Here is a 23,623-nt window from a genome sequence, read left to right on the forward strand (position 1 = left end):
CGTCTGATCAGTTGAGGCTGCACTGCCTGACGCACCGCTATCGCGAGCAGGCTCACTCCTACAGGTTTTGTGTACACCCGAGATTTCTGAAGAGAGACAACATGAAAAACGACAACCTGCGCGCCGACCGAGACGACCTGGATGACTTCATCCCCCGCACCACGGCCAAACGCGACAAAAGCCTGGTGCTGCAAGTCGCAGCGGGCGTCTTCCTCGGCGGCCTGGCCCTGTGGCTGGTGCAACTGGCCGCCACCGCGGCTTATGCTAAACTGATGCTCGGCACCATCACTTTCGGCGGTTAAGCCAGTTCCGTCGCACGTTGACTGGCCGCATCGTCATACGCGACGTAGAGCGATTCGGCGATCTGGCTTTTGATCGCCTTGGTGCTTTCCAGGCCGAGCACGAACCCTTCGGCCTTGCCGCCAGCACGGTTCAGCTCTTCAGCGGTGCTGGCCTGGGTGATCGCGTCGAAGAGTTTTTCGGCGTGCGGGCCGACGCCTTTGGGCAGGCTGATCTGCGTGACGCTCATACGAACACCTCGCGTGAAAGAGAAATCAGAACGGTTTGAATCATGGCGCGTACCTTTTGGCGAATGGCCGGCAGCGCGTGTGACCACTTCCGGGCAGCCATGGTAGACCTGTGAGGCGGTTCTGGTAACCGCCAATCGCTGACAAAACACCGTCCGTCCTGCCGAACGCAGAAAATTTACACCCGAGGCTTGACTTCTCTTTTTGAATCAGTAACATACGCACCAATTCCGCAATAGCTCAGTTGGTAGAGCAAATGACTGTTAATCATTGGGTCCCTGGTTCGAGTCCAGGTTGTGGAGCCAAATAGCAAAGCCCCTGAATCGAAAGATTCAGGGGCTTTTTTGTGGGCGATGGAAAATCTGCTGCGAAACGAAAAGGGCCGATCTGTCTCACAACAGATCGGCCCTTTTCATGCATTCAGCGATCAGACGTGTTCGCTGCTCTTCACTTGGGGCTTCGGCGTACCGTGACCGTGGTCATGATCGGCATCGACCTCGATCACCGGCACTTCATTGCCATCACAATCGTGCAGCTTGCCGTCGCTGAAGTAATCGCCTTCACGCAGCGCCGCCAGGTCGCGATAACGCAGGGTGCGCTCTTCCGCTGCGGCAAACACCGACTGCTGGTCCGAGTTGCCGGCCGTGAAGTGGTTGAAGGTCAGGTTCAGCACGATCGCCATGATCGCCGAGGAGCTGATGCCCGAATGGAAAATGGTCGCGAACCAGCTCGGGAAATGATCGTAGAAGTTCGGCGCGGCAATCGGGATCATGCCGAAGCCAATCGAGGTGGCGACGATGATCAGGTTGACGTTGTTGCGGTAATCGACCTTCGACAACGTGCGAATCCCGCTCGCCGCCACCGTCCCGAACAGCACGATACCGGCGCCGCCCAGCACCGAAGTCGGCACCGCCGCGATCACCCGGCCCATGAACGGTAGCAGCCCGAGAATCACCAGGAAGATGCCCCCGGTAGCCACCACATAACGGCTCTTGATCCCGGTCACCGCCACCAGCCCGACGTTCTGCGCGAAGGCGCTCTGGGTGAACGAACCGAAGATAGGGGCAAACATGCTCGACAGCATGTCCGCGCGCAGACCGTTGCCCAGGCGTTTGGAGTCGACCTTGGTGCCGATGATCTCACCGACCGCCAGAATGTCCGCCGAGGTTTCCACCAGGGTCACCATGACCACGATGCACATCGACAGGATCGCGGCGAAGTGGAAGGTCGGCATGCCGAAATGGAACGGCGTCGGGAAGCCGAACATCGGCCCTTGGGTGACACTGGAGAAATCGGCCATGCCGAGGAACACCGCCAGAATCGTGCCGATCACCATGGCCAACAGGATCGACAGCCGCGAGATGGTCGAGCTGCCGACCTTGCTCAACAGCAGCACCAGCACCAGCGTCACCGCCGCCAGACCGATGTTCTGCATGCTGCCGAAGTCCGGCGCGTGGCTGTTGCCCCCCATGGCCCAACGCGCGGCCACCGGCATCAGCGTCAGGCCGATGGTGGTGATCACGATGCCGGTTACCAGCGGTGGGAAAAACTTGGTGATTCGCGAGAACACCGGGGTGATCAGCAAGCCGATCAACGACGCGGCAATCACCGCGCCCAGCACCGACTGGAAGCCGCCCTCCCCGCCACTGCTGACAATCGCGACCATGGTCGCCACACCGGAGAACGACACGCCCTGCACCAGCGGCAACTGACAGCCAAAAAACGGTAGACCCAGGGTTTGCAGCAGTGTCGCCAGCCCCCCCGCAAACAATGAAGCAGCAATCAACAGACCAATGTCCGCCGGCGACAGCCCGGCCGCCTGGCCGATGATCAGTGGCACCGCAACGATACCGCCGTACATGGTCAGAACATGTTGCAGGCCGTAAGCCATATTCGCGCCGACCCCGAGATTTTCGTCCTCGGGCCGTTGGTGTGAAACATGGGGCGTTTTCATGTGGGGGGTTCCCTGGTTTTTGTTATGCGCACACTGTATTCAATACTCGGGACAAATGTCCATAGAGTTGTATACAACTTGCCAGTCACATAATGGATAGGTAGCCACCCAAGCTTCTATCTCGCCACCTCCATCTCCCACAAATCCGGCAACACATCCCCTCCTGCCCCCGGTTTTTATCGCACTAGGCTGAATTGTTCATGGCGACCAGCGGTGCACTGGCGCTCTTTTTTATACATATAAAGTATGCATAATGAAGTCATTGGAAATTCAGTACGACAAAAGCAAGAACGCAGCCAACAAACTCAAGCACAGGGGCGTCAGCCTTGCCGAGACCGAGCCGGTCTTTCATGACGAACGCGCGCTGACGATCGAGGACAACGACCATGACGAACAACGCTGGATCACCCTCGGTCTCGATGGCAAAGGACGTTTGCTGGTGGTTGCGTACAGTTATCGCGAAGCCAACGTCGTACGAATCATTTCTGCACGTGTCGCCACACCGAGCGAGCGTTGCGCTTATTTTCAGGAGGCTTGAACGATGAAAGACGAATACGACTTCTCGCAGGGCAAACGGGGAGCCTTGGCGCCCACCAAGGGCAAGACCCGCATCACCATCATGCTCGATGACGCCGTCATCGAAGCCGCCCGCAGCGTGGCGGAAAACGAAGGGTTCGGTTATCAGACCGTGATCAACAACACTCTGCGCCATGCCCTGCTGGAGGCTGGCAGCAAAACGCAAGACGTCGAGCCGCACCACTCCGGGCAATTCAAGAAAGGCATCACCGCCGCCGACCTCAAGAGTCTGGAAAAAAAGCTGTCGGCGGCGGTCGGGGAAATCCGCCGGGTACTGGAACCGGAGGCCAAGCCCTGAGATCAGGCCGGTACAAGCATCCGCGCCAGCGACTGGCGCACATGCGGCTGGTCAGGCACGCGCAGGCCGAATTCCTGCTCCAGCACTTCAAGCAGTTCATCGACATCCGCCACCTCGCGCCGCTCGCTGTCGGCGCCCATGTGATGAATCGCGAAGCTGCCGTTGTTCAGGGTCCGCCGCCAGCCATCGCCAGTGCGCGCAACCATTAGCCGTTTGGCGAACGGTGACTCGGGATGGGTCGAGACGTACCAGTTGCCGAGGGTGTAATCGATGTCTTCCTGGCGTTGCAGATCAAACAGGTACATCGCGCGCCATTCGCCGGCGACATTGGCGCGCAGCATGTAACCATCGGCCTGTTTCTCGATGCGATAGGACTCGTGCGGCGTCGCCTGTTCAGCCTCGGTATCGAGCAGCAGCGGCGCGGTCGGCACCATACCGCCAAAGCCGACGTCGGTGATGTAGCGCTCGCCATCGATGATTACCAGGCTCAAGCGGTGGGTACGCGCCGTCCACGTGCCTTCGGGTTGCGCCAGCACCACACGCCCGGAGATGCCACGGGCGTCGAAGCCCAGCTCCAGCAATAACGCCAGAAACAGATTGTTCAGTTCGTAGCAGTAACCACCCCGGCCACCGTGGAGAACCTTTTGTTCGACCGAGGCCAGATCGATCAGCACCGGCGCGCCAGTGATCGTCGACAGGTTCTCGAAGGGAAAGACGCCGGTGTGGCGCAACTGCAACTGCCGCAGGGTTGTCAGTGTGGGGGGCGGTGGAATGTCGAACCCCAGGTGTTGCAGGTACAACGTCGGATTCGCCAGACGTGGCTCGCTCATTGCTCAGTCCTTTTGCATGTGGCCGCGGATCGTTGCGCCGCTGGCCGACATGTATACGGGATCGGGTCCCGACTCCGACAATTGATTTCGCCAATCAGCGCTACCGACGCTTGCGCGAACCGATGCGAATCCAGGTCGGCGCATGGTCGCTGGCGTGCGGTTCGTTGCGCACCCAGGCGTCGACGCCGGCCTCGTGCAGATACGGGCTGAGTGCCGGGTTGAGCAGCAGATGATCGATGCGCAGACCGGAGTTGGTTTGCCAATGCTGGCGAAAGTAATCCCAGAAGGTGTAGAGGCGATCGTCGGGATACAGATGGCGCAGCGAATCAGTCCAGCCCTGATCAAGCAGCCGTTGATAACACTCGCGGCTTTCGGGTTGCAGCAGCGCATCCTTGAGCCAGGACCGGGTGTTATAGATGTCCATATCGGTGGGCACCACGTTGTAATCACCGGCCAGCACCACCGGATGATCGCTGCTTTGCAAATCCTTGGCGTAGCGGATCAAGCGTTCGAACCAGGCCAGTTTGTAGTCGAACTTCGGCCCCGGCTGCGGATTGCCATTGGGCAGGTACAGACAGCCGACCAACACACCGTGCACCGCCGCCTCCAGATAACGGCTGTGCTTGTCCTCGGGATCGCCCGGCAGACCGCGGCGACTCTCCAGCGGCTGCGCATCGCGAGCGAGAATCGCCACGCCGTTCCACGACGCCTGCCCGTGCCAGATTGCGCCATAGCCGGCGGCTTCCAGTTCGGCGGCCGGGAATGCACTGTCGACTGACTTGAGCTCTTGCAGGCAAGCGATGTCCGGTTGCTCGCGCTTGAGCCACGCCAGCAGGTTCGGCAGGCGTGCGCGCAGGCCGTTGACGTTGAATGTGGCGATCCGCAGGTTTTTCATCGTCCAGGCTCCGGCGAACAAGGTGTGAAATTTGTGACCCTGTGCTAACGGCGGTGGTTGCATCGGATCAACCGGCTGCGGCGTAATAGGCGCTCGTCACTGCCCCGAACTGCCGAGACTCGCCTCCATGCTCACCACGCTGCAAGGCCCGCGCATCCTCCTGCGTCCACTTCAGTACAGCGACACCGACGCCCTGCTCCGCGCTGCCGCCGACGGCGAACTGTGGAACCTCACCGTCACTGTGGTGCCGTCGGCGAGCACCATCGACAGCTATCTGAAAAAAGCCCTCGACGGCCGTGATGCCGGCACGGTCATGCCGTTTGTGATCGTGTTGAAGGATAGCGGCGAAGTGATCGGCTCGACCCGGTTCTGGAAGATCGACCCGCTCAATCGCAAGCTGGAAATCGGCAGCAGCTGGATCTCGGCACGCTGGCAGAAATCCTTCGTCAACACTGAAGCTAAATACCTGATGTTGCGTCACGCTTTCGAGGTGCTCGACTGCGTGCGAGTGCAGTTCACCACCGACGAGAACAACCAGAAGTCGCGCAACGCGATTCTGCGCCTCGGTGCGCAACAGGAAGGCATCGTGCGCCACGAGCGGATCATGCCCGACGGCCGCAAGCGTAACTCGGTGCGTTTCAGCATCATCGATGACGAGTGGCCGCAGGTGCGGCAGGTGCTGGAGCAGAAACTGGCTGAGGATCGAGGCTGAGGCTCGACAACCGCCCGTCAGCCAATCGGCACCAACAGCTGCGGCCGTCAGACCAAAGTCAGGTAACCGAACCTTTTTGGGAGACGTACCATGACAACGCGCAAACTGACTTCCCTGTTGCTCGCCGGGCTGCTGGCCACCGCCTCGGTCGGCGCCTTTGCCGCCAATGACGGGGCGGATGCCTCCGGCACCAAATCCGGTGCTACAAGCGGCACCAACATGCCACCCAACAGCACCCCCGGCGCTCCGAAAAACGGTGACAGTACCGATGGCGCCGGCAAGGGTACCGGCACCAACAGTGGCACCATGGGTTCTGGATCGGGAGCGGGGGGCGGCACTGGTTCGGCCGGCGGCGGAACTGGCGGTGCCGGTGGTGGCACAGGCAGCTGAACGAACAAGCGTGACCGCTGGTGATCCGGCATGAAGGCATGAATCTGTGGCGCTGGAATCTGATTCCGCGCCACAGATCAAGCGCGGAGGCTTTAGCGATCCGACCGCATCAACTCGGCAACCCCCTCCTCCAGCGACAACACCGCCGCGCGATTGCGCCCGGCATTTTTTGCCTGATACAGCGCCGCATCAGCACGCTGGATAAACACTTCGAGGCTGTCATTGCCGCTCGGAATAAATGAGTAGCAACCCAGACTGACCGTCAGGTATCCGGTGGGCGAACCGCTGTGAGTAATGCGTTTATCCATCACACTGCGGCGAATCTGCCCGGCGATCGCCAGTACGCCATTTATGTCGGTGTCCGGCAGCAACACCGCAAACTCCTCGCCACCGTAACGCACCGCCAGATCAGCCTTGCGCTGGCAGCAATTCTTCAACACCTGCGCCACCTGAGTCAGGCAGTGATCCCCTGCCACGTGCCCGTAGGCATCGTTGTAGCGCTTGAAGAAATCGATATCGAGCATGATCAGGCCGACCGGACTCGACTGTCGGGCACCGCGGGCAAACTCAATCTCCAGCGAACGCTCGAACAGGCGCCGATTCGCCAGCCCCGTCAGGCTGTCGTGGGTCGCGATCTGCTCCAGTGTGCGCTGTGCCTTGCGCAGGTTTCTCTCGATTCGCTCGCCGTCACGCACCTGATGAATGAACACCCAGCCGAACAGGCCGACGCCAAGAATCACCAGCGCCACAATCACGCTGGACTGAAAGGCCCGCTCATACCAACCCTTGAGAATCGTGTCGCGCGAAGAGGCGGACGCTACCACCAGCGGGTAAGCCGCCAACTGGCGGTAGCCGTACAAGCGCACCACGCCGTCGACCACCGACTTGATCATCGCAGTGCCGGCCGGGGCTTCGGGCAGCAGCTTCTGGTAGATCCTGCCTTGCGCCAGCGACGAACCGATCAGGCCTTCGTCGAACGGTCGCCGCGCCAGCAACGTGCCGTCCTTGAGTCCGAGAAACATGATGCCGTTGTCATCGAGGCTGAAGCTTTTGAAGAACCGGTCGAAGTACGCCATCTTGATCCCGGCCATCAGCACGCCCTGGAAATTGCCGGCGCGGTCGTTGATGCGTTTCGAGATCGGGATGATCCACTCGCCATTCTCGCGGCTGCGAATCGCCGGGCCGATGTGCGCCACGGTAGAAGCGTTCTGCTGGTGAAACCTGAAGTACTCGCGGTCGGCGACGCCATTGCCACGGGGCAGGTCCGGGAACGAGGTGATCACCCACTGGCCCTCGCGATCGAACAGGAACATGCCGTGCAACTGCTCCAGTTGCTGCACCCGACGCGCGAAGGTTTTTTGCAGACGTGGTCGCTGCGCGGCGCCATAACCATCGTCCTCAACCCAATCGGCAAGACTGGTGAGCACAAGGTCGGCGGCCAGAAACGTGTCTTCCGCCTGCTGCGCCATGGCTCGGGTCAGGTTGGTGGAAGCGATCTGCGCGTTCGCCAGGTCCTGACGCCGTGTCTGCTCCAGTTGCAGATAGAGCAAGCCAGACAGGCACAGACACACCGCAACGATGAACAGCGCTGCCGCCTTGCGCAGCGGCAGGCGTTTAAGCGTGCCGGGAGTTTGATGGGGGTCGTGAATGGGGATTGGCAAAAACGTGTCCTGGGCAGGTACGACAGGGGCCGCAGCCCGAAACCCTTACTTTTCATGAGCGTAGCCCAGCGGGGTGCGCACAGCAAACCCGCCCCGCCAACACACGCCTGCCCCGCTGTATCGGCGCGCAAGGGATTTGGATGACCTCCGCACGTCGATTTATTTTCGGTGGTGGTTTTGCGGGTGATCGCCCTCGCGTATCTGCGCAGGGCGATCGCGTGGGGCACCGATTACGCCTATCGGGGTTTGTTGATTTCGCGCAGCAGATCCGCGACTGGCAGGTTCATGGTGTTTGAGTAGTAGGGTTTATAGCCGTACGCGGTGACGACGACTTTGCAGGGGATTTGTTGTTTGTTCGCGAGGAGTTGATTCAGTTCTGTTACTGAAAGATTTCTCTCAGAACTTCGGTTGCTGGAAGTTTCACTGAGGAATGCGCGAGTAAGGTAGGAAAACTTTCCCTTGTTGTTTTCATTTTTTTCCGATCGTATCAAACCGGATGCGGAGAACTGTATGGCTTTGCCTACTGAGAAATCATGATCATCCGCCAATGCGCAATGAAGCATGCCCGAAATCATCCCAACTCGCTCCCCGCGATCAAAAAGATCCAACACATCAACGTCCGACTGATACCGGATGATGTATAGCAGCGACTTTTCTCTTTCCACAGATTCGAAGTTCAGGTTTGCGGGAGGCTTTGTGTGGTCTTTCGCACAACCTGAGCAAATAGCGAGCAAGCAACAAATGAGCACCCTGTACATCATGGAAAATCCTTCATGATTGAGTCAAAAAGCATATCGGCTGCCGATTTGCTCCCCGCGATACGGGCAGTAAACAACCCCAATGCATTTGCATGATTAGTGTCTATATTGACGTTCAATGAAGGGCCACAGGAGATAAGCCACTTTTCACCAAAATCAGCGACCCCATCTGACGAATCTCTTTTAGTTGGCATCGCTTTGATGTTGATCCAGTCGGCAGCAATTGGATCGGGGCGTTCGCGATAAATATCCGACCCCAACCAGACCAGGGCCCCTTCACCCACGGGATCAAGGGTAATCAGCATCTGAATCCGGTAACCCCATTCCGACATGATCTTTGTCAGATGCGCACCGTTCCACCCACCGAGGCTATGACCCACGATATAGACAGGACAGCTCTTGTAGGGGATCAGACTCAAGACATGTCGCTGAATATCCTGTTTTCCTCTGACTTCGTTATAGCCCAGCCACTCAGACTTATATTTACCCTCCTTTGCCAAGCTTGTCGTGCGCTCATCAAAGTCCTTCCGTGCCTCTTGGATGTTTCCATAAGGCCCCGAAAAATAATAACGTTCCTTATCCCCAGCGCCTCCGACGAAAACAACAATCGCCTTGGTACTCTCCACCGGCACAGGCTTGTCACTGACATCCTTCTTGTCCGTCAGCGCATGTTCCTTGTGCAGCTTGTAATTGTTGCCTTTCGCGCACGTTACTGTTTCAGCGGCCATGCCTCACTCCTCCAAAAACAGCTTGATGGTTTCAGGCAGGTGCGAGCTGACTTCGTGGGTGAACCCGTTAGCGTCAGACACCCCGTGCTCCAGACGCCCGTCTGCGCGCTGGATCACGTAGGGATGATTGGTCATGGGCTCACCGGTCACGTCATTGACCAGTTTCAATTTGTCCGTGAAATGCACCGGCATCGGCAGCAATCCACTGAAAGGTGCCGCTGTTACCGTGTCACCAATGATGACCGTGCCCGACCCGCCAATGACCACATTGCCGTGCCCACCGGTGCTGTCCAGGGTCGCGGCGTTTAAGCCATTGATAAACACCGTCGAGGAAACGCCGCCAGTAATCGGGCTGCCGCACGCTGATTTATCGGTCATTCGGGCAGCCGCCAATCCGTCGAAATTCACATTCGGCGAGCCACTGGCAATCGGATTGGTGCCATGTCCCGGGAGTGGGCAGGCGGTTGGATCGGTGACGCGGGCGGCGGGTTTTCCGCTCATGAACAGCTCCTTGCAGTGTTGCGGGTCATCCTTTGGGGGGGCGCAAGCATGCGTGAATTTTCCGGTTGCTTCAAACCTCCAGGCAAAAAAAGGCGCCCGATCGAGGCGCCTTTTTCATTCGTGCAACCACTCACATCAACGCGACGGCGGCACCCGAATATCCCCCGCCCGGCACTGCGTCTTCACGCCCTTGCCGCACGCGCCGAACTGCAGATCCTTGCCCATGCACACCCGCACTTCCGAAAGCTCCGGGCCGCTGCAGATCACCGCGATGCCATTGGCCGGGATCCCCGGGTTGGCCTTGCGGAACAGGTCGGCGATTTCCTGGGCTTCGAAGTAATACGAGCTGCTGAACGGTTGCAGCTCCTGCGGGATTTTCACCGCGCCAACTGCTTTGTCCGCTTCGTCCAGATAACCCATCGCGCCCAGGCCGCTGCAGGTGCCGTGCTTGGACCATTCGTGGTCAAGCAGTTTCTTGGTCGGGAACAGTGTCAGGCCCTTGGTGGTTTCCGCGGCCGACAACGTGGTCAGCGGTGGGCAGGATTCCGGCCAGCCGCCGTTGGCGTATTGCGGCCACAAGCCGTGCAGCACGAAGCCGTAGCCCTTGCCGGAGCATTGCACGTCATCTTTGTGGGTGAGGCAGAACGTTGGCGACCAGGACAGCGTCAGCAGGTAGTAATCGAACTGCCCCGCTACCGCTTCCGTTTGTACCTTGCTGGCGTTCGACTGACGCGCCGAACTCAGGCCGATGCTACCGGCCGTCAGCGCGATCAGCGCCAGAATTGTAAACAGCTTTTTCATGTACCCGCTCCTTGGGACGCCTGCGTCCGTGGTTTTTGATGCTGACCAGACTTGGCCAGCGCTGATTTCGCCATGCTTGTGTTGCAAGCGCATGACGCAAGGCAACGCCACACCCCGTTGAACGGTCTACGATTAACAGGCAGACATCAAACCAAGGGATCCGAAATGAGTAAAGCAGACGAACTCGCCGCCAAACTCAAGCAAACCCGGCACACCCATGCGGATGCCGCGCTGGAGATCGATTGCTGGCCGGCGCAGGTCTACGATCTGTACCACCGCATCGAGGCCTGGCTGCAACCCGTCACTGAAGTGGGCCTGAAAATCCGCCGCAATCCGACCCACGTTTGCGAGAGATCACCGGATGGCGAAAGCCACCATTACGCGATCGACCAACTGGTGATCGAAGCCAACCGGCAAACCCTGACCTTTGATCCCATCGCACGGTTTACCGAGGACGGCGCCGGCCGCGTGCAGATCACCCTGCCCGAGCGCAACACCTATCTGCTGCGCACCGTCGATGAACATCATGAAAGCCATTGGTGGTTGCAAACGGTGGAAACCGGGCAAGAACTGGATGCGATTGCGCTGACGGAGAACAATCTGTTGCAGGTGGTGCAGGAAGGGCTCGGCCTCTGACAGCGAACTGACCATAGGGATCAGCGCCTAGAACGTGGTTAACTTCTCACTCCGATCCCTTTGAAGCCCGACAGACATGCCCATCAATAAAAAACTGCTCTTGCTCGGTTCATTGCTCGCGCTGAATTTCAGCGCTCAGGCCGCCGAGCAACCGTCGCACCTCGACACCATCCAGCAACAAGGCCAGTTGCGCGTCTGCACCACCGGCGACTACAAGCCCTACACCTTCAAGCGTCCCGACGGCGAATTCGAAGGTATCGACATCGCCATGGCGCGCTCGCTGGCCGACAGCCTAGGAGTGAAAGTCGAGTGGGTGCAAACCACCTGGAAAACCCTGATGCCGGACATGCAGGCCGGCAAGTGCGACATCGGCATGGGCGGCATTTCGGTGACGCTGGAGCGGCAGAAGAAAGCCTACTTCAGCAACACCCTCGACAGCGACGGCAAGATCCCGCTGGTGCGTTGTGCCGATCAGTCCAAGTACCAGACCATCGAACAGATCAACCAGCCCAACGTGCGCCTGGTTGAACCGGCGGGCGGCACCAACGAAGCCTTCGTCCATGCCTTCCTGCCCAAGGCGCAACTGGCGCTGCACGACAACGTGACGATCTTCCAGCAACTGCTCGATAACAAGGCCGACGTGATGATCACCGACGCCTCGGAAGCGCTGTATCAGCAGAAACTCAAACCGGGTTTGTGCGCGGTGAATCCGCACCAGTACATGCAGTATGGGGAGAAAGCCTATCTGCTGCCGCGCGATGACATCAGCTGGAAACTGTACGTTGATCAGTGGCTGCATCTGAGCAAAGTCACTGGCAGTTATCAGAAGGTCATTGGTGAGTGGCTGGCGCTGCCGCAGTAATCTTCCAGGCACAAACATTTGTGGCGAGGGAGCTTGCTCCCGCTGGGCTGCGCAGCAGTCCGCTGTTTTAAAAGCGGGGGTTGCTTCGCAACCCATCGGGGATAAATCCCCTCGCCACAGGTTCAGGTTCTATTTCTATCAATCGTTGTGCAACATCCCGGAGCTGTACTGGTTCAAGCTGCTACCAATACTGTTACCGCCGAATTTGAGGGTCGTTGCATTTGTGCGACCCTCCGGCGATTGGCAATCCGAGGAGAAACAACTGGTGGTGGTCAGCCCACCGGAGCCCGAACAGGCACTCAATACCGAGACAGCTGCAGCGATCAACAGCACTTTGACGACATTGGTGCGCATCATACGGCTCCCCTTGGGATGATCTTGTGCAAGCATCCTAGGCCTAAGCGGCGCCCGGCAAGATGAAATTTTGCTGATCGACAGCGCGGGTTCAGAATCCAGGGCTGCGGCAATCGGCTGGTCTGCCGACAACGCCGCAAAAGATTCTGTCACCCCATTGGAAAAACGCCCCCGGCCCGCTCATTCCCTTCCCGGTCTGGGTATCGCAATACGGCTACTGGTCTTGACCTCACGCAACGCCAGGCTGGACTGGATGGACGCAATCCCGACTTGGCGCCTGAGCACCTGCTCGATGAAATCGCTGTAGCTATCCAGATCCTCGGCCAGCACCTGCAACACATAATCGGCATCGCCGGTGATCTTGTGACAGGACAGCACCTGGGGCAGTTGCGCAATCACCGACTCGAAGGCGTCCGGCGCGTGATCGGCGTGGGCGGAAAAACGGATGTGCACGAACGCCATGATGTCCAGCCCGAGCATTCGCCGATCAAGGTTGGCCTGATAGCCCTTGATCACCCCGGCCTCCTCCATTCTTTTGCGCCGCCGCCAGCAAGGCGTAAGGCTCAACGACAGCCGCTCACTGAGTTCAGCGTTGGAAATACTGGCGTCTTCCTGCAACAACTCAAGAATCGCCAGGTCGGTCTCGTCGAGACTGATGCGTTTGGATGATTTTTTCTGCATGACGCCAATCCTGAGTAAGAACGCCCGATTAATCTACTTAATCAAGAAAACAAAGCAAAGAAAGCGCAGGTCAGCCGGAACAGAATATTTGCACTGGCTCACATTAACGGATGCGCAGAATGTTTACAGTTTTCAGTGATTCCCACCGTTTGCACCATGGCACCGAATTGAAGGACGGCGTGCTCAAGCCGTCATTCGAGCAACCGAGTCGGGCCGATACCGTGCACAACCGCGTCAAACAGGTCGGCCTGGGGCAAATCGTCGAACCGCGTGCGTTTGACCGCTCGTGCTACGTCAACGCGCACAGTGAGCGCTACGTCAGTTTTCTCGAAAGTGCCTGGAGCGAATGGTGCGCAACCGGACGCACGCACGATGCCTTGCCCCTGGTCTGGCCGGTACGCGATCTGGGCAACGAGCAAGTGCCAACGTTCATCGACGGCAAGCTGGGCTTCTATGCCATGGATGCCGGTTCGCCCATCACCGCCACAACCTGGCAAGCGGTGAAAACCAGCGCGGATATCGCCCTCACCGGACTCGAACTGATCGATGAAGGCCACGACAGCGCCTTTGCCCTGTGCCGCCCGCCCGGCCATCACGCCGCGCGCGAATACATGGGCGGTTATTGCTATCTCAATAACGCCGCGATTGCCGCGCAGCAGGCCATCACCCAAGGCGCCAAACGTGTCGCGGTGCTCGACGTCGACTTCCACCACGGCAACGGCACCCAGAACATTTTCTACCAGCGCAGCGACGTCATGTTCGTCTCGCTGCACGGTGAACCTGCGGTGTCCTACCCGTACTTTTCAGGTTACAGCCACGAAGTCGGCGCGGGTGTCGGCGAGGGTTACAACCTCAACTACCCGCTGCCGAAAAACACCACGTGGGAGAGCTACCGCAACGCCCTGCTCCACGCCTGCAAAAAGCTCCAGCAGTTCGCACCTGAAGTGCTGGTGATATCCCTGGGTGTCGACACGTTCAAGGATGACCCCATCAGCCACTTCCTGCTGGAAAGCGAGGACTTCATCGGCATCGGAACGCTGATCGCCAGTGTCGGCTGCCCCACCCTGTTCGTGATGGAAGGCGGCTACATGGTCGATGAAATCGGCATCAATGCGGTGAACGTGCTGCATGGTTTCGAGAGTAAACGCAGCTGAACCATCCCCGCTCTGCGGCCTTTGAATGACTGAATCGGAGAACAACAACATGACGCTTTTTATTGATGTCGATGATGCTGCACGCCTGTTCACCCAGGTCGGCATCCGCCGGGCCATCCGCGACATGGCGAGCTACATCGAAGCGGACTACGCACGCTGGGCGCAATTTGATAAATCGCCGCGCACGGCCAACCACTCGGCAGACGGCGTGATCGAGCTGATGCCCACCGACGATGGCCAGCAGTACTCGTTCAAATACGTCAACGGCCATCCGGACAATGGTCAGCGCAACTTGCTGACCGTCATGGCCTTCGGGCTGCTGGCCGATGTGCAGAGTGGCTATCCGACCCTGCTCAGCGAACTGACATTGACCACCGCCGTGCGCACCGCTGCCACCTCGGCACTGGTTGCGCAGTCGCTGGCTCGCCCGGGTGCGACCTCGATGGCGATCATCGGCAACGGTGCGCAGAGTGAGTTTCAGGCGCTCGCCTTTCATGAAATGTTGGGCATCAGCGAAATCCGCATCTTCGATATTGATCGCGACGCTTCGCTCAAGTTGAAGCACAACCTGGCGGCGTTTCCGCAGATCGAAGTGATTCTGGCCGACTCGGTAAAGGACGCGGTCAAGGGTGCGCATATCGTCACCACAGTCACCGCCGACAAAGCCTACGCAACGATTCTCACGCCCGAAATGATCGAACCCGGCATGCACATCAATGCGGTCGGCGGCGACTGCCCGGGTAAAACCGAACTGCACGCCGACATCCTGCGCAACGCCCGGGTCATCGTCGAATTCGAGCCGCAAACACGCATTGAAGGCGACATTCAGCAATTGGAGGCCGACTCTCCAGTGGTCGAGTTTTTCCGGATTGTGCAGGGCGAAGTGCCCGGCCGCGAGAGCGATACGCAGGTGACGGTCTTTGATTCGGTGGGCTTTGCTCTGGAAGATTTTTCGTCACTGCGCTACCTCAACGACCTGGCTCAGCAACAGCAAATCGGCCAGCGCATCCACCTGGTACCGACGCCGGCCAACATCAAAAATCTCTTCCAGTTGCTGGAGCCGCAACCGGCAACAGCCTCACGTCTGCGCACCGTCAGTTAAGCAGTAAGGGCCGCCCCCAAGCGATTTTGCGAGGGGGCCATTCACTCTCCAGGCATCGCTGTGATTAGCCGCTGCCTCTCTAACAAGAACGCTCGACACCTACTTTCTGCCAAAACTCAAAAACATAAAATCAAGAGGTTTTGCAATGAAATCGAATCCTTCCGGGCTGCTTGAACAGCCCGCGCTGCAGCGCACGCTCAGCAATCGTCACATCCAGTTAATGGCCATGGGCGGTGCCATCGGTACGGGCCTGTTCATGGGCTCCGGGAAGATCATCGCCCTCTCCGGGACGTCGATTATCCTCATCTACATGATCATCGGTCTGTTCGTTTTTTTCGTCATGCGCGCCATGGGCGAAATGCTCCTGTCCAACCTGAACTTCAAAACCTTTGCCGATTTTGCCGGCGCCTACCTCGGCCCGCGCGCGGCATTTTTTCTCGGCTGGTCGTATTGGTTGAGCTGGAGCGTGGCGGTGATCGGCGATGCCGTCGTGGTCGGTGGATTCTTCCAGTACTGGTTCCCCGAGGTACCGGCGTGGATACCCGCCGTCGGCATGCTGGCGACGTTGTTTGCGCTGAACGTGCTGACGGTCAGGCTGTTCGGTGAGGTGGAGTTCTGGTTTGCGATCATCAAAATCATTGCCGTCGTGACCTTGATCGGCGTCAGCACCGTGCTGATTGCCACGTCCTTCGTGTCCCCGAGTGGCGTCACCGCATCCCTGAGTCACCTGGTGGATAAACAGGCGGCCTTCCCTAACGGCTTGTTCGGCTTCTTCGCCGGATTTCAGATGGCAATTTTCTCCTTCGCCGGCACCGAGTTGATCGGCACCGCCGCCGCTGAAACCCGATCTCCAGAGAAGACCTTGCCCAAGGCCATCAACTCGATTCCGCTGCGGATCATCCTGTTCTACGTGCTGGCACTGACCTGCATTATTGCCGTGACCTCGTGGCAGCAGGTGTCTCCGGTCAAGAGCCCCTTTGTCGAACTGTTTCTCGTGGCTGGGTTTCCCGCGGCCGCCGGTATCGTCAACTTCGTGGTCCTGACATCGGCGGCATCATCGGCCAACAGTGGAGTGTTTTCATCGAGCCGCATGCTGTTCGGCCTGGCCAACCAGCAAAACGCTCCGGGCATCTTCCGGCGACTGTCAGGAAACAGCGTGCCGCTGCTGAGTCTGGCGTTCACCACACTGCTGATGCTGATTGGGGTGCTGGTACTGTTCATCGTGCCGGAAGTGATGACCGCCTTCACCATCGTCTCCACCGTGTCGGCGATTCTGGTGATTTTCACCTGGTCGACCATCCTCGCGTCTTACATTGCCTATCGCAAAAAACGCCCGGACCTGCATGCGAAGTCGGCTTACAAGATGCCCGGCGGCGTACCGATGGCCTGGTTTTCCCTGGCATTTCTAGGCTTTGTGCTGTGTCTGCTGGCATTGCGACCTGACACGCGGATCGCCTTGATGGTCATGCCGGGTTGGTTCGTTTGGTTGGCGATTGCTTACCAGTTGACCCGCTCAAGGCAGACGAAATCGGCAGTTGAGTCGGCGAGCCAGTTTGGCTGAATCTGCACGCCTGAGCCGTCACCTCAACGTGATGGCTCAGGCTCAAAGACCAGCCGCCGTCAAATCGGCTGCCACGCCTCCACCGGAATCTGCGCCATCGCCTCAAACGCCGGTTTGGCGAACCAGAAACCCTGCATCAGATAAATCCCGCAATCGGCGAGAAAATCGCGCTCCTCGGGGTGCTCGATGCCCTCGGCAATCACCTCGACGCCCAACTCGGCACACATGCCCACCACGCCACGCACAATCGCCTGGCGTACGCGGTCGCGATGGATATCGCGAATCAGCGCCATGTCCAGTTTGATCAGGTCCGGCTGAAAGTCCGCCAGCAGATTCAGCCCGGAATACCCCGCACCGAAGTCATCAATGGCGGTCTTGAACCCGAACTCGCGGTACTCGCGCAAGATGTTCATCAAGTGTTTGTTGCTTTCGACGTGCTCGCCTTCGACCGCTTCGAAGATCAGCCGATCGAGCGGGAACGCATGTGCGCGGGCCGCCTCCAGCGTGCTGCGAATGCACATGTCCGGGCGATACACCGCGTTGGGCAGGAAATTGATCGAGAGAAACCCGGTGAGCCCCAACTGCGCAGCCGTGGAGATTGCCCGCACGCGGCACAGTTGATCGAAGCGATAGCGGTTCTGGTCATCGACCTGCTGCAGCACCGACAGCGCACCCTCGCCCTGCACGCCCCGGACCAATGCCTCGTGGGCGAAGGTCGATTGATCACGCACATCCACAATCGGCTGGAAAGCAAAGGAGAACGCCATATCGGCCTCGCCTTTTTGCCGGCATCCTTGGCACCCCCCGCTGGGCTGGGGGAAAATTGGTGTATTGGTCATGACGCCCCCTGAGAGCGGGTTGCAACCATCCATGGCCCAGAAAAAAATCACTGCACGGACCGGGTGGCGCCGCTTGGCGGCCCCCGCTTATACAGGCTGACCGGTCAATTCCGGCCAAGTTCATTGCGAAATGCCATCAGGTGCGGAAATGCGCCGTCATGCGTTGCAGGTCCTGCCCCAGCGATGCCAGCTCAAGGGTCGCAGCAGCACTTTCTTCGCTGGCGACGGCCGACTGATCGGCCACATCGCGCACACTGACGATGCTGCGATTGATCTCATCGGCCACTGCACTTTGCTGCTCGGCGGCGGCGGAAATCTGCAGGCTCATTTGCTGGATCGTGCCGATCGAATGGTTGATCTCGGTAATCGCCTGCTCGGCCTTCTGCGCCAGCACCACCGTGTCCAGCGTACGCTCACGGCTGGATGTCATCAGTGTAGATGCCGCTTGCGTGCCCTGTTGCAGGGTGACAATCAGCGCTTCGATTTCCTTGGTCGAATCCTGCGTGCGCTGCGCCAGCGACCGCACTTCATCGGCAACCACGGCAAAACCACGCCCCTGCTCACCCGCCCGCGCCGCTTCAATCGCCGCGTTCAGCGCCAGCAAGTTGGTCTGCTCGGCGACTGCCTTGATCACATCGATGACCTTGCCGATCTGCTCACTGTCCTGAGACAGTACGTTCATCGCCGCGCCCAAGTCTTCGATCGCCACCGACAATTCGCTGATCTGCACGGTCGCCTGCTTGACCACTGCACTGCCGTGACGCGCCTGCTGATCGGCCAGGGTCGCAGCGGCAGATGCGTCGGTGGTGTTGCGCGCCACCTCCTGCACGGTCGAGGCCATTTCGTGCATCGCCGTGGCGACCTGATCCACCTCGACTTTCTGCTGACGCACACCGGCGCTGGTCTGCTCGCTCATCGCCGAGAGCTTCTCCGCCGATGTCGAAATATGCGTGACACCGTTACCGATCCCCTGCACCAGCGTGTTCAGGCTTTGCGCCATGTCCTGCATCGCGTTTTGCAGATCGCCCAACTCATCCTTGCGGCTGGATTTGGCTTGCACCGTCAGATCGCCTTTGGCAATCCGTCGCGCCAGCTCCACCGTCAGCGCCAACGGCCCGGTGATCTGCCGCGAGATCAGCACCGCAGCCAACAGACCGACCACCAGCGCCAGCACCGTCAGCACGGCAATCTGGATAAACGCACGCTGTTGATCGTCCCGCGCCAGACGCTGCTGAGTGTCCATCAGGCCGGTCATGATGCTGTCCATCGCCTGGCTCTGCTGATCCACCTGCTGACGCAGACTCTGCTTCTGCTCGAACAGAGCCGCCACCTGCACCAGCACCTCGCGATAACGGCGCATCCCGGCCTGCGCCTCTTCAAGCTGACTCGACAGAGCCGCCGGCAAACCGCTGCGCGCCTTGCTCATATCGGCCAGAAACGCATCGGTGGTGTCCAGCAGCACCTTCTTGTTGGCCTCGCTCGGCACCGCGATATAACGCCGCAACATCAGACGAAACATCGTCATGCCATTGCGCAGATCTGCCACCGTGCGCAAGTCCGCCACCCGCGCGCTGTCGGCAGATGCCAATGCGCTGACCGTGGTGCTCTCGAACATGCTGTTGAAGGTCTCGGCGTACTTGTCTGACATCGCTCCCAACGGTTTCAGCGCATCGCTGGTCGCCTTGTCCGCCTCGACCAAACGCTTGACCTGCTGATCGTAAGCCAGCGTGGTGTCCTGCAAACGCTTCAAGGCCTGCTGGTTTTCCGCCCGCGTCAGGGTCTGCAACGCCTTGGCGATCAGCCCTTGCAACACCGTCAGCTGCGACTGATAAGCCTCGGCATAAGCGACATCCGCCGCCGCTTCGTACTGCTTCTCCGACAGCCGCATATCCTGCGTCGCATCGTTGAGCGTACCGATCAAACGCGTGGTACCCAGGCGATCAACCAGCACATTGCTGCTGTTATAGCCAATGAAGGCCACCGCCACCACCGCCAGCAAAAGAACGCCAAACCCGGCCCCCAACTTTCGGGAAACCTTGATGTTGCCCAGGAAATTCGATGCTTCTGCCATGTTCAGCCTCTAACGCCCTGACGCGATTCATCGTCAGGCACAAAAAGTAGATCTCTGATAACCGGAGTTACCGCTCATATTCGGGGTCGTCGTCCTGGGCGAAATACGGGCAGCTTCCACTGACCCGGCTGTAACAACCTGACGCGAAAAGCCGTACCGACGGCCCACGCACCAGCGGACAAATCCAGGACTGACGCTGGATTTATCGTTTCAGCAAAGGTGTTGGAACGGATGCTATAAATTTTGGGAAAAGTTGTACAACTTTATATTTTTGTATAATCGTTGAACTTTTTTGAGCGCGTGATGACGCATTGCCATCATTTTTTGTGGCACATCGCTATTGCTGCAAAAACAGGCTGAAACACGCCATTTTGGCCGGTTGTTTTGCGCATCGACAGAACGCCCTCCGCGAACACAAGCTCGCCGCTCGCCACGGAGGGCAGCCATCTACGCCTTGAGCTCGACGTTATCCAACGCCTGATTCACCGCCAACTCCCCCAACATCACCACCTGCGCAATGCCCAGCAGCGTCTTGCGGTGCGAGACATCCAGCAACGCGGCGAAATCGTTGAGCATGGTCGTGGCGGAACCCAGGGATTCACTGGCGTTGGCGAGCAGGGATTCGGTGTCGTAGGCCGGGTTGGCGAGGAACATCGGTCTGGATTGATCACCACTGGCCATGATCTGGCTGGCCGGGGTGAGGTAGTGATCGAGGGCGCGCTCGGCGGCTTCGTGGAGTTTGCGGGAATCGAGGGATTCGTAGGGGGATGCGGGGTTGGATTCGGGTGGGTTGGGTGTTGGTTTGATCATGGATGAAACTCCTAACACTTTTAGTGAAGGCTTCACCCTTTCGCTACCAAACGAAGGGTGGCGGCCATGAACAGGTTGGTAGACCGGGTGTTAGGAGCCGGCGCGCCCGAAGACGCCCTGTACATGACCACCATAAACCCCGATCGCAAATACGATCGGTGATGGTGACGCTGTACATCTAACACGCGGGCTACCAAACCCGATCACTGGTTTTCAGTGACCCGAGAACGATAGAACCCACGGTCTAGACGTACAAGCCGGCGGATTCTGTCTTAGGTGTAGGGGGAGGCGCAAGGTGGTGTAGGGCTGAGGTAGTACGGACAACCTCATCTTAAACAGACTGAATCTCAACCGTTTAAATTGAAGGCGCTGTACCAAGGCACGAGTCCAAACAAGTCTGATAGAGTCGGCACCGGTTCATTCGTTGACAGGGAGTCAAACATGGCAAAGCCAGCCGCACGCATCACCGATCCCACCAGTTGCCCAATGCCTGGGCACGGCCCCAAAGCAATCGCTTCCGGTTCCCCCGACGTATTCTTCGACGGACTTGCGGCTGCTCGAAAAGGCGACGCTTGCACTTGTGGCAGCGCATTAGCTTCAGCGGTTTCAGGGACAGTGTTCATCAATGGCAAAAATGCCGCGCTTGTCGGCACCACTGGTACGCATGGAGACGTTGTGATTGGTGGATCGGGAACAGTGATCATCGGTGACTCCCATACACCAGCTCCCTTTACAGCCCCTACCCCTATCATCGTTCACCCTGGTTGGATCAGCTTCAATATCCCAGGGGAGGAGTCATATCAGGGCATGAGTTGCACCGCACACTTTGACGACGGAACTACCCTATCAGGCGCTTTTGATAACGCCAACACTGTGAAATTTCTCAATATCCCCGGGAAAATTTGTCACAAGCTTGAATTCGGTACACAAGAGGAATCGGCCGCTGATTCGATCTTCGATACATTATTCAACGCTTCTTTGAAATAAGGTTTTTTTCATGACTGAACCATTGCTCGTCACGGGAAGCTACGTTGTCCAGAAAGCACACGCGCTCGAAAATTCGCCCTTGGATATGGCCATTGCGGGAATGGAAGGTGCTGCTACAAGATTTTCTGTAGACGCTATATCGGATGCAAAAGTACGCACCAACTACATGAACAACATCAAACGCATGTCAGTGGAAACAAAAGCCGAAGTCGCTGCTGGAAGGCTCAGCGCTAAAGAAGGAGCTGCGTTCTGCCAAGAGATGCGAAACAGAATTTTGTTGGAACACCGAAAATACACTTCGGCACAAGGCGTTGCCTTCGCCGAGAGAAAAAAGAAACTTCCTCCAACGCTTCAGGAAACGCTGGATAAATACGCACTAAAAACCGCAAAAGTGGAGTACAGCAAACTTACTCCAGAACAAAAAAGCAAAGTTTACTATGAGATTCTTGACTCAGCAGGTCGGGACAACGCACCGGTAAGTAGGGGAACCAAGAAATTAAGAGTTATGGGAAAAGTCGGTTTATTGGTAACCGCCACCTTCGCCGTTTATGAAATTATGAATGCTGACAACAAAGTGAAGGAAACAGCCAGACAAGGAATCATCATCGGCGGTGGTGCTGCGGGTGGTGGGTTAGCGGGTTTGGGCGTTTCCGCATTTTGCGGGCCTGGTGCCATTGCATGTGCTGTAGCAATCGTATTGGCAGGCAGTATTGCAGGAGGCATCGCTGGTAGCGTTGTTGCTGATACCTTTGATGAAGAGTTGGAGGAATTTTCTAAATGGGACGCGCTATGACAAAGCAACAAAGAGCGGATATTCGCTGGGCATTGTCAGACGCATTCGTTGATAACGAAGTCGACTACGCTGCGATTGCGCGGCAGACAGAAGAATTTGATAGAGACGAAATCAAGCGAATTTTGTTTGAAGAAGTGGCGCCTGTTTGTCATTCCAACCTTGAAAGCACACTTCCGACTATCTGGCTTTGTTTCAATAGAGAAGAACTGGAAAGCGACATTGAAAAAATGCTTAACGCAAAGAAACATAACTGGATGAAGAGCCAGCTAAACTCCCTATTGGTAAAATGGCTAAAACTCAGATACAAATATATTTGGCACAATATAGAAACTCATTATTAACAACCCGAAAGGAATGCAGTACCAAAAAGCAGACCAACTTATCACCTGCAACAAACAATCAAATTTCGCTAGAGGCCCTTAGCGAAGATCCGTTCAAAAACGGCAAGGACGATCAGAAAGTCTAGACAGGAACGCTCAAAAAAGCGGACCTCACTTGGAGAATATATAAATCATCGTCCCACCACCGTCACGAACGAAAGCTTGGCACTCAATTGCAACTCCTCTCTGCTCAACCGTAGCGATCTCTCCGCTATCATTAAGCGCCCGCGCCCTACACTGCTTCGAATATTTCATAATATCGGCGGCTGATCGTGTCGAAACCAAACTACCTGCCCTTCCTACTAGATCATAGAATTGCTGATCCGGGGTCGGACCGTCCCATGAGATCGCAACATTCGGTAGGCCGGTTGCGCAGCTAAGAGACAAAGTCATGTATCGCCCATCACGAAAGTGCGTTGTCTGTTTGCCTCCGGTTTGCCTATCCAGTGTTAAGTGACGCTCCGCATAAAGTTTCGAAAGGATTGACTCGCAATTATCAGCAAGCGCGCTGTTAGAAAGCGTCAAAAGAGCAATGATGGTACCAACGCTGATCCGAAATTTACCGCTCATGAGCGTCCTTTTGTGATCGTTTTCGATCAGTTCTTCAATTAAAAGGGGGTAGATTTATTACTGCCAAGCATTCCCCCAATGCTTGGCTAATTTTTGAGCATAGACCTCCGCCAGCTACCAAACCCGTCCGTCCCCCATTCCTGATAAACTCCCCCACCTCCCAGCCCCACCCAATCCAGAACCGCCAATGCC

The 23,623-nt window shown here is 57.8% G+C and carries 28 protein-coding genes and 1 tRNA gene; 14 read left to right on the plus strand and 15 right to left on the minus strand.

Annotated features, from left to right (window positions below):
* The first annotated feature begins 101 nt into the window (after window positions 1-101).
* Entirely contained in the window at window positions 102-302 is a 201-nt protein-coding gene (locus QMX91_RS16415) for a hypothetical protein (protein WP_003226457.1), read from the plus strand.
* Here QMX91_RS16415 and QMX91_RS16420 read toward each other — a convergent pair.
* Complete coding sequence (locus QMX91_RS16420) at window positions 299-529, minus strand: hypothetical protein (RefSeq protein WP_003226459.1); 231 nt, start codon at window positions 527-529, stop codon at window positions 299-301. The genes QMX91_RS16415 and QMX91_RS16420 overlap by 4 nt on opposite strands.
* A gap of 227 nt (window positions 530-756) precedes the next feature.
* Between QMX91_RS16420 and QMX91_RS16425 the strand changes: the two genes are divergently transcribed.
* Window positions 757-832 (plus strand) — tRNA-Asn (locus QMX91_RS16425).
* 122 nt (window positions 833-954) lie between these two features.
* Here the strand turns inward: QMX91_RS16425 and QMX91_RS16430 are convergent.
* On the minus strand, window positions 955-2,481 hold the full coding sequence (locus QMX91_RS16430) for a nucleobase:cation symporter-2 family protein (protein WP_282413054.1): 1,527 nt from the start codon (window positions 2,479-2,481) through the stop codon (window positions 955-957).
* A 253-nt stretch (window positions 2,482-2,734) separates the two neighbouring features.
* On the opposite strand from QMX91_RS16430, the gene QMX91_RS16435 reads away from it, so the two are divergent.
* Complete coding sequence (locus tag QMX91_RS16435; RefSeq protein WP_225135682.1) at window positions 2,735-3,019, plus strand: BrnT family toxin; 285 nt, start codon at window positions 2,735-2,737, stop codon at window positions 3,017-3,019.
* Between the two features lie 3 nt (window positions 3,020-3,022).
* The gene (locus tag QMX91_RS16440; RefSeq protein ID WP_247842873.1) at window positions 3,023-3,355 is read left to right on the plus strand and encodes a BrnA antitoxin family protein; all 333 of its coding nucleotides are present in this window, start codon (window positions 3,023-3,025) and stop codon (window positions 3,353-3,355) included.
* Between the two features lie 2 nt (window positions 3,356-3,357).
* Here QMX91_RS16440 and QMX91_RS16445 read toward each other — a convergent pair whose 3' ends face one another.
* Both QMX91_RS16445 and xth read right to left on the minus strand, forming a co-directional pair.
* Window positions 3,358-4,185 carry an arylamine N-acetyltransferase gene (locus QMX91_RS16445; protein ID WP_225135684.1) on the minus strand — a complete coding sequence of 276 codons (828 nt, stop codon included), beginning with the start codon at window positions 4,183-4,185 and terminating at the stop codon, window positions 3,358-3,360.
* 100 nt (window positions 4,186-4,285) lie between these two features.
* The gene (xth, locus tag QMX91_RS16450) at window positions 4,286-5,080 is read right to left on the minus strand and encodes an exodeoxyribonuclease III (protein WP_096796937.1); all 795 of its coding nucleotides are present in this window, start codon (window positions 5,078-5,080) and stop codon (window positions 4,286-4,288) included.
* A 127-nt stretch (window positions 5,081-5,207) separates the two neighbouring features.
* Between xth and QMX91_RS16455 the strand changes: the two genes are divergently transcribed.
* Together QMX91_RS16455 and QMX91_RS16460 are read left to right on the plus strand one after the other, a co-directional pair.
* Window positions 5,208-5,792 carry a GNAT family protein gene (locus tag QMX91_RS16455; protein WP_134786882.1) on the plus strand — a complete coding sequence of 195 codons (585 nt, stop codon included), beginning with the start codon at window positions 5,208-5,210 and terminating at the stop codon, window positions 5,790-5,792.
* Window positions 5,793-5,882: 90 nt separating this feature from the next.
* Window positions 5,883-6,182: a hypothetical protein gene (locus QMX91_RS16460; protein ID WP_096796939.1), complete on the plus strand. Its 300-nt coding sequence runs from the start codon at window positions 5,883-5,885 to the stop codon at window positions 6,180-6,182.
* A 92-nt stretch (window positions 6,183-6,274) separates the two neighbouring features.
* Here the strand turns inward: QMX91_RS16460 and QMX91_RS16465 are convergent, their stop codons facing one another.
* The 5 genes from QMX91_RS16465 to QMX91_RS16485 all read right to left on the minus strand — a co-directional run bounded on the left by QMX91_RS16465 (window position 6,275) and on the right by QMX91_RS16485 (window position 10,631).
* Window positions 6,275-7,843, minus strand: a complete 1,569-nt coding sequence (locus QMX91_RS16465; protein WP_210559002.1) for a sensor domain-containing diguanylate cyclase — start codon at window positions 7,841-7,843, stop codon at window positions 6,275-6,277.
* A 236-nt stretch (window positions 7,844-8,079) separates the two neighbouring features.
* Window positions 8,080-8,604 carry a hypothetical protein gene (locus tag QMX91_RS16470; protein ID WP_097088632.1) on the minus strand — a complete coding sequence of 175 codons (525 nt, stop codon included), beginning with the start codon at window positions 8,602-8,604 and terminating at the stop codon, window positions 8,080-8,082.
* Complete coding sequence (locus QMX91_RS16475; RefSeq protein ID WP_098964675.1) at window positions 8,601-9,329, minus strand: alpha/beta hydrolase; 729 nt, start codon at window positions 9,327-9,329, stop codon at window positions 8,601-8,603. Before QMX91_RS16475 ends, QMX91_RS16470 begins: the two co-directional genes overlap by 4 nt.
* Window positions 9,330-9,332: 3 nt before the next feature.
* Window positions 9,333-9,830, minus strand: coding sequence for a PAAR domain-containing protein (locus QMX91_RS16480; protein ID WP_098964676.1), 498 nt, complete (start codon window positions 9,828-9,830; stop codon window positions 9,333-9,335).
* Window positions 9,831-9,965: 135 nt separating this feature from the next.
* Complete coding sequence (locus QMX91_RS16485) at window positions 9,966-10,631, minus strand: ribonuclease T2 (protein WP_027611510.1); 666 nt, start codon at window positions 10,629-10,631, stop codon at window positions 9,966-9,968.
* Between the two features lie 165 nt (window positions 10,632-10,796).
* Here QMX91_RS16485 and QMX91_RS16490 point away from each other — a divergent pair, with 165 nt between their 5' ends.
* A complete protein-coding gene (locus QMX91_RS16490) occupies window positions 10,797-11,267 on the plus strand; it encodes a hypothetical protein (RefSeq protein WP_282413055.1) in 471 nt (156 codons plus the stop codon).
* 76 nt (window positions 11,268-11,343) lie between these two features.
* Window positions 11,344-12,129: a transporter substrate-binding domain-containing protein gene (locus QMX91_RS16495; RefSeq protein WP_282413056.1), complete on the plus strand. Its 786-nt coding sequence runs from the start codon at window positions 11,344-11,346 to the stop codon at window positions 12,127-12,129.
* Window positions 12,130-12,267: 138 nt separating this feature from the next.
* Here the strand turns inward: QMX91_RS16495 and QMX91_RS16500 are convergent, their stop codons facing one another.
* Together QMX91_RS16500 and QMX91_RS16505 are read right to left on the minus strand one after the other, a co-directional pair.
* Window positions 12,268-12,483: a hypothetical protein gene (locus tag QMX91_RS16500; RefSeq protein WP_098968434.1), complete on the minus strand. Its 216-nt coding sequence runs from the start codon at window positions 12,481-12,483 to the stop codon at window positions 12,268-12,270.
* A 180-nt stretch (window positions 12,484-12,663) separates the two neighbouring features.
* Complete coding sequence (locus QMX91_RS16505; protein WP_282413057.1) at window positions 12,664-13,164, minus strand: Lrp/AsnC family transcriptional regulator; 501 nt, start codon at window positions 13,162-13,164, stop codon at window positions 12,664-12,666.
* A gap of 119 nt (window positions 13,165-13,283) precedes the next feature.
* Between QMX91_RS16505 and QMX91_RS16510 the strand changes: the two genes are divergently transcribed.
* The 3 genes from QMX91_RS16510 to QMX91_RS16520 all read left to right on the plus strand — a co-directional run bounded on the left by QMX91_RS16510 (window position 13,284) and on the right by QMX91_RS16520 (window position 16,981).
* A complete protein-coding gene (locus QMX91_RS16510; protein WP_282413058.1) occupies window positions 13,284-14,318 on the plus strand; it encodes a histone deacetylase family protein in 1,035 nt (344 codons plus the stop codon).
* 49 nt (window positions 14,319-14,367) lie between these two features.
* On the plus strand, window positions 14,368-15,420 hold the full coding sequence (locus QMX91_RS16515; protein ID WP_282413059.1) for an ornithine cyclodeaminase: 1,053 nt from the start codon (window positions 14,368-14,370) through the stop codon (window positions 15,418-15,420).
* A 145-nt stretch (window positions 15,421-15,565) separates the two neighbouring features.
* Window positions 15,566-16,981, plus strand: coding sequence for an amino acid permease (locus QMX91_RS16520; protein ID WP_098964680.1), 1,416 nt, complete (start codon window positions 15,566-15,568; stop codon window positions 16,979-16,981).
* 59 nt (window positions 16,982-17,040) lie between these two features.
* Here the strand turns inward: QMX91_RS16520 and QMX91_RS16525 are convergent, their stop codons facing one another.
* From QMX91_RS16525 to QMX91_RS16535, 3 genes are all read right to left on the minus strand, one after another.
* Window positions 17,041-17,748 carry an EAL domain-containing protein gene (locus QMX91_RS16525; protein WP_256662032.1) on the minus strand — a complete coding sequence of 236 codons (708 nt, stop codon included), beginning with the start codon at window positions 17,746-17,748 and terminating at the stop codon, window positions 17,041-17,043.
* Window positions 17,749-17,956: 208 nt separating this feature from the next.
* Window positions 17,957-19,891 (minus strand): methyl-accepting chemotaxis protein, encoded by a 1,935-nt coding sequence (locus tag QMX91_RS16530; RefSeq protein ID WP_282413060.1) that lies wholly within the window; start codon window positions 19,889-19,891, stop codon window positions 17,957-17,959.
* Window positions 19,892-20,338: 447 nt separating this feature from the next.
* Window positions 20,339-20,701: a DUF6124 family protein gene (locus QMX91_RS16535; protein ID WP_282413061.1), complete on the minus strand. Its 363-nt coding sequence runs from the start codon at window positions 20,699-20,701 to the stop codon at window positions 20,339-20,341.
* A gap of 441 nt (window positions 20,702-21,142) precedes the next feature.
* Between QMX91_RS16535 and QMX91_RS16540 the strand changes: the two genes are divergently transcribed.
* Genes QMX91_RS16540 through QMX91_RS16550 form a run of 3 tightly spaced genes read left to right on the plus strand, consistent with a single transcriptional unit; the run spans window position 21,143 to window position 22,822 of the window.
* A complete protein-coding gene (locus QMX91_RS16540; protein ID WP_139055571.1) occupies window positions 21,143-21,688 on the plus strand; it encodes a PAAR domain-containing protein in 546 nt (181 codons plus the stop codon).
* A gap of 10 nt (window positions 21,689-21,698) precedes the next feature.
* Window positions 21,699-22,481, plus strand: a complete 783-nt coding sequence (locus tag QMX91_RS16545) for a hypothetical protein (RefSeq protein WP_139055572.1) — start codon at window positions 21,699-21,701, stop codon at window positions 22,479-22,481.
* Window positions 22,466-22,822, plus strand: coding sequence for a hypothetical protein (locus tag QMX91_RS16550; protein WP_139055573.1), 357 nt, complete (start codon window positions 22,466-22,468; stop codon window positions 22,820-22,822). The genes QMX91_RS16545 and QMX91_RS16550 overlap by 16 nt, the downstream gene beginning before the upstream one ends.
* Window positions 22,823-22,972: 150 nt before the next feature.
* On the opposite strand, the gene QMX91_RS16555 is transcribed toward QMX91_RS16550, so the two are convergent.
* Window positions 22,973-23,431, minus strand: coding sequence for a hypothetical protein (locus tag QMX91_RS16555; RefSeq protein ID WP_139055574.1), 459 nt, complete (start codon window positions 23,429-23,431; stop codon window positions 22,973-22,975).
* Window positions 23,432-23,623 lie beyond the last annotated feature (192 nt).

The sequence above is a fragment of the Pseudomonas sp. PS01299 genome (genome assembly GCF_029960145.1).
Taxonomy (GTDB): domain Bacteria; phylum Pseudomonadota; class Gammaproteobacteria; order Pseudomonadales; family Pseudomonadaceae; genus Aquipseudomonas; species Aquipseudomonas putida_A.